The sequence below is a fragment of the Thioalkalivibrio sp. genome, from assembly GCF_041690275.1.
Taxonomy (GTDB): Bacteria; Pseudomonadota; Gammaproteobacteria; order Ectothiorhodospirales; family Ectothiorhodospiraceae; genus Thioalkalivibrio.
Genome location: NZ_JAWLHP010000049.1, coordinates 16435 through 22883, shown reverse-complemented (window position 1 = coordinate 22883; position 6449 = coordinate 16435). Strand labels below are relative to the sequence as shown.

Genomic DNA, 6449 nt, shown 5'->3' with positions numbered 1-6449 from the left:
AGGCGGGGCCTTCCCGGCGATTCCGGCGCCGGGGGGCTGGCCGCCCAGAGCGTTCGCCCCCCGCGCCCTGTGGGAGCGGCCTCCGGCCGCGATGGCCCCGGGCACTCCAGGTAACGCCGCATCGCGGCTGGAAGCCGCTCCTACGAGGCGGGGCCCTTCCCGGCGATTCGGCGCCGGGGAATGTCGCCCAGGGGACTGGTGCCCCTGGGGAAGATGACGCTCCGCGTGTTTTCACGTTATCGTTCCGCGCTCCGGATCCGAATGCCCCGAGCGCTCATGTCTCCCGACGAGTACTGCGAAGAAAAGGCGGCCCGCAGTGGGTCGAGCTTCTATTACGCCTTCCGCTTCCTGGATCCCGAACGCCGACGCGCAATCACCGCCCTCTATGCCTTCTGCCGCGAGGTCGACGACATCGTGGACGATTGCCGCGAGCCCTCCGTGGCCCTCGCCAAGCTGGAGTGGTGGCGCGAGGAGGTGGGGCGGACCTTCCAGGGCGAACCGCGGCACCCGATCACGCGCGCGCTGGAGCCACACATCGCCCCCTTCGATCTCTCGCGGGAATACTTCGAGGAGATCATCGATGGCATGCAGATGGATCTGGAATACGACGCCTACCCGGATTTCGCCACGCTGTCACTGTACTGCTACCGCGCGGCCAGCGTGGTCGGACTGCTGTCGGCACGTATCTTCGGCTTCTCGGACCGACGCACCCTCAAATACGCGCACGATCTGGGGATGGCCATGCAGCTGACCAACATCCTCCGGGACGTGCACGAAGATGCGCTCCGCGGCCGGGTCTACATTCCGCTGGACGAGCTCCAGCGCTTCGGGGTAAAGCCCGAGGAATTCCAGACCAACATCACGCGCGACGCACACCGGGCGCTGTTCGCGTTTCAGGCGGCCCGGGCAAGGGAGCACTACGACCGGGCGCTTGCCCAGCTGCCTGACACGGACCGCCACGCCCAGCGACCGGGTCTGATCATGGCGGCGATCTACCGGACGCTGCTCGACGAGATCGAGCACGACGGTTACCGTGTCCTGGAGCACCGGATCCGGCTGACCCCGTTGCGAAAGCTCTGGATCGCGTGGCGCACCGCGCGGCGGACGAAGTGAGCGAACAGCCCATTGCGGTCGTCGGGGCCGGCTGGGCGGGGCTCACCGCTGCGCTGGTCCTCGCGCGAGCCGGAAGGAAGGTGACCCTGATCGAGGCCGCCGCAGCCCCGGGCGGCCGGGCGCGGACGGTCGAGAGTGACGGGGCGCCGCTGGACAATGGCCAGCACATCCTTGTGGGGGCCTGCCGTCATGCGCTGTCACAGATGCGCGCGGTGGGGGTCAACCCGATCCTCGCCCTGCATCCGGTGCCGTTCCGCGTGCTGATGCGAAGGCGCGTGCCCGATGGCGCACCGGAGAGCTTCCTGCTGGCCCCCCGCTCCACCCGCAGCCGGGACCTCGGCGCAGCATTCTATTCGGCCGCCCGGGACGCAAGCCCGCCACGGCGTCTTGTCGGCCTGCTCGGTGCCTGGAGGATGCTGCATCGCCCGCTGACCCGGGACCGGTCGGTGGCCGACTGGCTGCAGGCAAACGCCCAGCCCGGCGGGCTGCGCGAGCGATTCTGGGAACCGCTGTGCCTCGCCGTGATGAACACGCCGCCCGCGCACGCCTCGGCCCGGGTCTTTCAGAATGTGCTGCGCCAGAGCCTCATGGCCGGCGACGGCGCAGCGCGACTGCTGATCCCGCGCCGGCCGCTAAGCGAGCTCTTTGCAGACCCGGCCCTGCAGCAGCTGCGGACCTTGGGTGCGACGATACGTCTGTCTACGCGAGTCCGGGGCATCGAGTCCCGCGGCGGGGACGGATTCATCCTGACCCTGCGGGGCGGTGAAACCCTTGCCGCCGGTCAGGTGGTCCTTGCCACCGCACAACGATCGGCCGCACACCTGCTGCCGGCACTGCCGGCCCTCGATCCACTGCGCGGGGAGCTAGGAGAGCTGGGCGCGCGCTCCATCTGCACCGTCTACCTGCGTTACGCCAAGGCCCTGCCCGAACTGCCGCCGCTGACCGGACTGCTCGGCCAGCACGGCCAGTGGCTGCTGCCACGGCGACTGGCCGGGGATCCCCACAGGCTTGCGGTGGTGGTTTCTGCAGCAGAGGAGTGTCCGATGTCCGATGCGGGCACCCGCTGGCAGCGGGTCGGGCGGGAGCTCGCCGAGACCTTCCCCGGGCTGGGCCAGCCGGAGCAGGGTCGCGTGATCTGTGAAAAGATGGCGACGCTCGACGCCCGGCCGGGGCTGGACGACCGACGCCCGGCGACCCGGACCCCGCTCCCCGGCCTCTACCTCGCGGGCGACTTCTGCGCCACGGGCCTGCCGTCCACCCTGGAAGCGGCGGTGCAGAGCGGCCAGAAGGCGGCGGCCGCCGCGATCATCGATGCCATTCCGGACCTCGTGCGCAGGCCGGCCTGAGGCCGGAAATCATTCCGGGCACATTGCCAGCGGGTCTCAGGCGCTGCCCGCGGAATCCTGGTCCATCCCGGCCCCCTCCTGCAGGATCGCAGCCATTCGGCAGAGATCGGCGATGTTCTCCGCGTGCATCTTTTCCATCACCCGCGCCCGATATTTCTCGACGGTACGCGGGCTGATGCCCAGTTCGCGGGCGATCTCCTTGTTGCTGAGACCCATGGTGACCAGTCGCATCACGTCGAATTCCCGGGGCGTCAGCTGCTGAGCCCGACCCCCGATGTCGGTCCGCCACCCGTTCTGATCCCGCTGGCGTCGATCCAGGGCAAAGGCCTCCTCGATCCTGGATACCAGGGCATCCTTCGAGAAGGGCTTCTCGACGAAATCGACGGCGCCGGCCTTCAGCGCGCGGACGGTGCTCGGGATGTCGGCGAAGGCCGAAATGAAGATCACGGGCAGCATGTAGCCCCGCGCCCGGAGCTCCTCCTGGACCTCCAGCCCACCGAGGCCGGGCATCTTCAGATCCAGCAGCAGGCATCCCGGCTGCGCGGGATCCAGGGACTCGAAGAGTTCCTCGGCCGAGGCGTAGGACTGAACCGCGTAACCCGCGAGTGCAAGGGCGAGCGACAGGGAGCGGCGCATCGAGGGATCATCGTCAAGCAGGATCACCACCGGCGACGCCTTCATCAGGAGGCCTCGGATCGGGTCGGCACGGTAAAGCGCAGCACGGCTCCAGGCGCCCCGTCGGGTTCGGCCCAGAGCCTGCCGCCATGCGCCTCCACGATGCTTCGCGATACCGCGAGTCCGATGCCTATTCCGGTCTTTTTCTCGGTTTCGAAGATCTCGAAGATGCGCGTGACCCACTCCGTGGGGAGTCCCGGTCCGGAATCGATCACGGTAACGGTGGCCAGCGGTTCCGCCGCGCGCAGGTGGATGCTGATCCATCGCTCCGGGAAGGCGGCGCGGTCGATGGCCTCGATCCCGTTGCATATCAGGTTGACCAGCACCTGTTCGATCTGCAGCGGGTTCACCCGCACCGGCACGGGCTCCGGCGGGAGATCGAGCTCAAGCCGGACCGATTTTTTGTGCGCCAGCGGCGTCACCAGCTTGACAGCCTCGCGAATGGGCTGCTCGAGTTCACAGACCTCCGTATCCAGCTCGCCCCGACGCATGAAATGCCTGAGACCCTCCACGATACCGATCGCGCGAGCAATCTCCGTACGCAGGTCCGCCAACGTCGTCAGCACCTGCTCGCGGTCCATCGGGTCCTGCTCTCCCATTGTCATCAGGGACTCGCCGTAAAGGCTCATTGCGGCAAGCGGCTGTGCCAGTTCGTGAATCAGCGAACCCGCAAGGACCGTCACTGAATTCAGGCGCGCGTTGTGCGCGACCTCTTCCCGGCGCCGCCTGCTCTCCTGCTCCGCGATAACGCGTGAGCTGATATCCAGGTGTGCGACCACGGCACCGCGCCCCCCCTCGTTGAGGGGTGCCACCGTCATCAGGAACCAGCGCGGATATTCAGGATGATGGCAGGGGTACTCGAGGGAAAAATCCGGCCGTTCCCCGCCTATCACCGCCCGGATTCCGTCGCAGGCCTGCCTGCCGAGTGCATCCGGATCGTCATCGGCGGGTCGCGGGCAGGCCTCGAGATAATCGAGGCCGATGCCGGACTCGAGTGCGCCATCGCCGTTGTTCTCCCTCGCGAAACGGCGCCAGGCCTCATTCACGGCGACGATCCGGCCCGATGCGTCCAGCACCGCGATCTGCACCGGCAGCGCGTCGAGCACCGCCTGACGCTGCTGTTCGCTCTCGAGACCCGTGCCGGAGCTGGCCTCCGGCTTCCCGGGTTCGCCAACCCGTGCTGGGGCCCGCGGCCCTGCGTCCGCGTTCATCAGCATCTTGCCAGCCGGTTCCTCAGAAGAGGCTCGTGGCTCATCCCTCATTCCGAGACTCCAGCTGCGGACCCCCGTGATCCGGCCTATGCGACGCTTAATCCAATCCCGTCATTCGGCCATGATGACACGTGGTGCCCGCATCATAAGTTACACCATTAATGTAGATTAATCCGGTTGAGCGGCGGAACACAAGCCGGAACCGCTGGCGGCCCCGATCCCGCGCCCGGACCAGGTGCATGCCCCGGATACCTCGAAGCCGCGGTGCCTTGTGTCCTAGAATGAAGCATCCACGCGAAGGAGACCGTCTTGTCCGAACTCGATCCCAGCGCCCTGCTCGACTACCGACCCGCGCCCGGCGGCCTGTCGGGCCGCGTGATCCTGCTCACCGGTGCGGCCGACGGCATCGGTCGTGCGGTGAGCCTCGCCACTGCCGCCGCCGGCGCCACGGTGATCCTGCTCGACCGGGACATCAAGCGCCTCGAAAAGGTGTACGACGCGATCGAGTCCGCCGGCAGCCCGCAACCCGCGATCTACCCGCTGAACCACGAGGGCGCGACCGTGAAGGACTATGCCGATCTCGCCGAGAACGTGCTGCAGTCGCTCGGCCGCCTCGACGGGCTGGTTCTGAATGCCGGCTGGGCGGGCACCCTGACTCCGCTGAAGTACTACGAACCGGAATTGTGGGCTCGGGTGATGCAGGCCAACCTGAATGGCCCGGTGATGCTGACCCAGGCCGTGCTGCCGATGCTGGAAGAGAGCGGACAGGGCTCGATCGTGGTCTCGACCCAGAACGCCCGCAAGGCCTTCTGGGGCGCCTTCGGCATCGCGAAGGCGGGGCAGGATGCGCTGATCGACATCCTGGCCCGGGAACACTCGGGCGACCACGGCTTCATCCGCGTGAACGGCATCGACACCGGCCCCGTGGGCACCCGCTTTCGCGCACTCCACTACCCAGGGGAAAACGCCGGGCTTCTGCCCGCGCCGGAACAGGTGGTTGGCCCGTATCTCTATTTCCTCGGCCCGGAAGCCGGCCGGATCACCGGCGAGAACCTCTCGCTCGAAGGGCTGGTGGAGGTCCCGGAATCCGCCGGAGAAGTCACCCGCCACTGAGCCGCTCCCGGTGCCCGCAGTACCCCGGCATCCCTGGGGACAGATTTGCAAATCCGTCCCCATCCTGTGTGCGTTCTGGAACGTTCGCGTCAACCGCTCTGCGGCAGCGTCGGCACGAAGTGCATCACCTTCTCGACCACGTCGAGTTTCAGATGCGCCTCGGCACGGAACCGGCCCGCGTAGGCCAGGTCCTCCTCGCGCAGTTCATAGCAGGTCGCCCCGCTGATGTCGGTGAGCACCGCCGGAATGCCGGCCTCCTGGAAGGCGTAGTGGCGCTTCAGGTAGAAGCTCTCGCAGCACATTCCGACATAGGCAGGCACCTCGTCGGACCGCATCTCCGCCAGTGTCTCCTGCAGGTGCTCGAAGTTGGTGATGGACACGACGCGCAGTCCCCGCTCCCTGGCCATCGCGTAGGCATCGCCCACCTCGCATTTGCCGCATTCGGAACAGCCGTCCCGAAAACGGAACTTGCAGTCCGCGAGCTTGGCGCAGTACGGGACCAGCATCACGGTCGCCTGCCGCAGGATATCCTCGGCGGCCTCGCCCTGCGGGCTGTGCACGATCAGGGTGTTGCTCTGTTCCCGGTTCATGCCGAAGCGTGCTGCCTGGGATCTGCGCGCGACTGCCAGATTCACCAGGTGCTCGAGATCACCGGCCTCGAAACCCAGCAGGTCGGCATCGGAGGCCGCTTGCAGGCCGTGGCGCAGCCCGGCCGCGCAGTCCTCGAGCCGGTTCCCGCGCAACCCCTCGGCCAGCCGGACGAAGAGATCGGACGGGCTGAACTGCACGGCGCCGCTGAACAGCGCCCGGTCCACGCGGCCTTCCGCGTCGACCTCCAGTTCGAGGTAAATGGCTCCCCCGGCCGTCTTCACGAAGGCCTTCATAGCGTCCGCAGACAGGCCGGTGAGTGGGGGGATGGGTGTTTCGGGAGCTCGTTGGGAGGGATCGCGGCTGGAAGCCGCTCCCACGGAAGGCGCTCCCACGGAAGGCG

At 67.6% G+C, this 6449-nt stretch carries 5 protein-coding genes and 1 pseudogene; 3 read left to right on the top strand and 3 right to left on the bottom strand.

From position 1 onward, the window contains the following. Positions 1 to 276: 276 nt before the first annotated feature. Positions 277 to 1113 carry a presqualene diphosphate synthase HpnD gene (hpnD, locus tag ACESMN_RS10250; RefSeq protein WP_373053501.1) on the top strand — a complete coding sequence of 279 codons (837 nt, stop codon included), beginning with the start codon at positions 277 to 279 and terminating at the stop codon, positions 1111 to 1113. Beyond that, a pseudogene (hpnE, locus tag ACESMN_RS10245) lies at positions 1077 to 2459 on the top strand (hydroxysqualene dehydroxylase HpnE); the annotation flags it as partial. The gene hpnD and the pseudogene hpnE, both read left to right, overlap by 37 nt. A gap of 36 nt (positions 2460 to 2495) precedes the next feature. Here hpnE and ACESMN_RS10240 read toward each other — a convergent pair. Together ACESMN_RS10240 and ACESMN_RS10235 are read right to left on the bottom strand one after the other, a co-directional pair. Next, complete coding sequence (locus ACESMN_RS10240; RefSeq protein WP_373053500.1) at positions 2496 to 3140, bottom strand: response regulator transcription factor; 645 nt, start codon at positions 3138 to 3140, stop codon at positions 2496 to 2498. Then, positions 3140 to 4351: an ATP-binding protein gene (locus ACESMN_RS10235; RefSeq protein WP_373053499.1), complete on the bottom strand. Its 1212-nt coding sequence runs from the start codon at positions 4349 to 4351 to the stop codon at positions 3140 to 3142. Before ACESMN_RS10235 ends, ACESMN_RS10240 begins: the two co-directional genes overlap by 1 nt. A 303-nt stretch (positions 4352 to 4654) precedes the next feature. Between ACESMN_RS10235 and ACESMN_RS10230 the strand changes: the two genes are divergently transcribed. Further along, positions 4655 to 5458 carry an SDR family NAD(P)-dependent oxidoreductase gene (locus ACESMN_RS10230; protein ID WP_373053498.1) on the top strand — a complete coding sequence of 268 codons (804 nt, stop codon included), beginning with the start codon at positions 4655 to 4657 and terminating at the stop codon, positions 5456 to 5458. Positions 5459 to 5547: 89 nt separating this feature from the next. Here the strand turns inward: ACESMN_RS10230 and ACESMN_RS10225 are convergent, their stop codons facing one another. Further along, entirely contained in the window at positions 5548 to 6330 is a 783-nt protein-coding gene (locus ACESMN_RS10225; RefSeq protein WP_373053497.1) for a DUF116 domain-containing protein, read from the bottom strand. Positions 6331 to 6449 lie beyond the last annotated feature (119 nt).

What these genes read in the sequence shown, in the direction of transcription:
- ACESMN_RS10240 (WP_373053500.1), bottom strand. Translation starts at nt 3,140, where the DNA reads ATGAAGGCGTCGCCGGTGGTGATCCTGCTTGACGATGATCCCTCGATG.
- ACESMN_RS10235 (WP_373053499.1), bottom strand. Translation starts at nt 4,351, where the DNA reads ATGCTGATGAACGCGGACGCAGGGCCGCGGGCCCCAGCACGGGTTGGC.
- hpnD (WP_373053501.1), top strand. Translation starts at nt 277, where the DNA reads ATGTCTCCCGACGAGTACTGCGAAGAAAAGGCGGCCCGCAGTGGGTCG.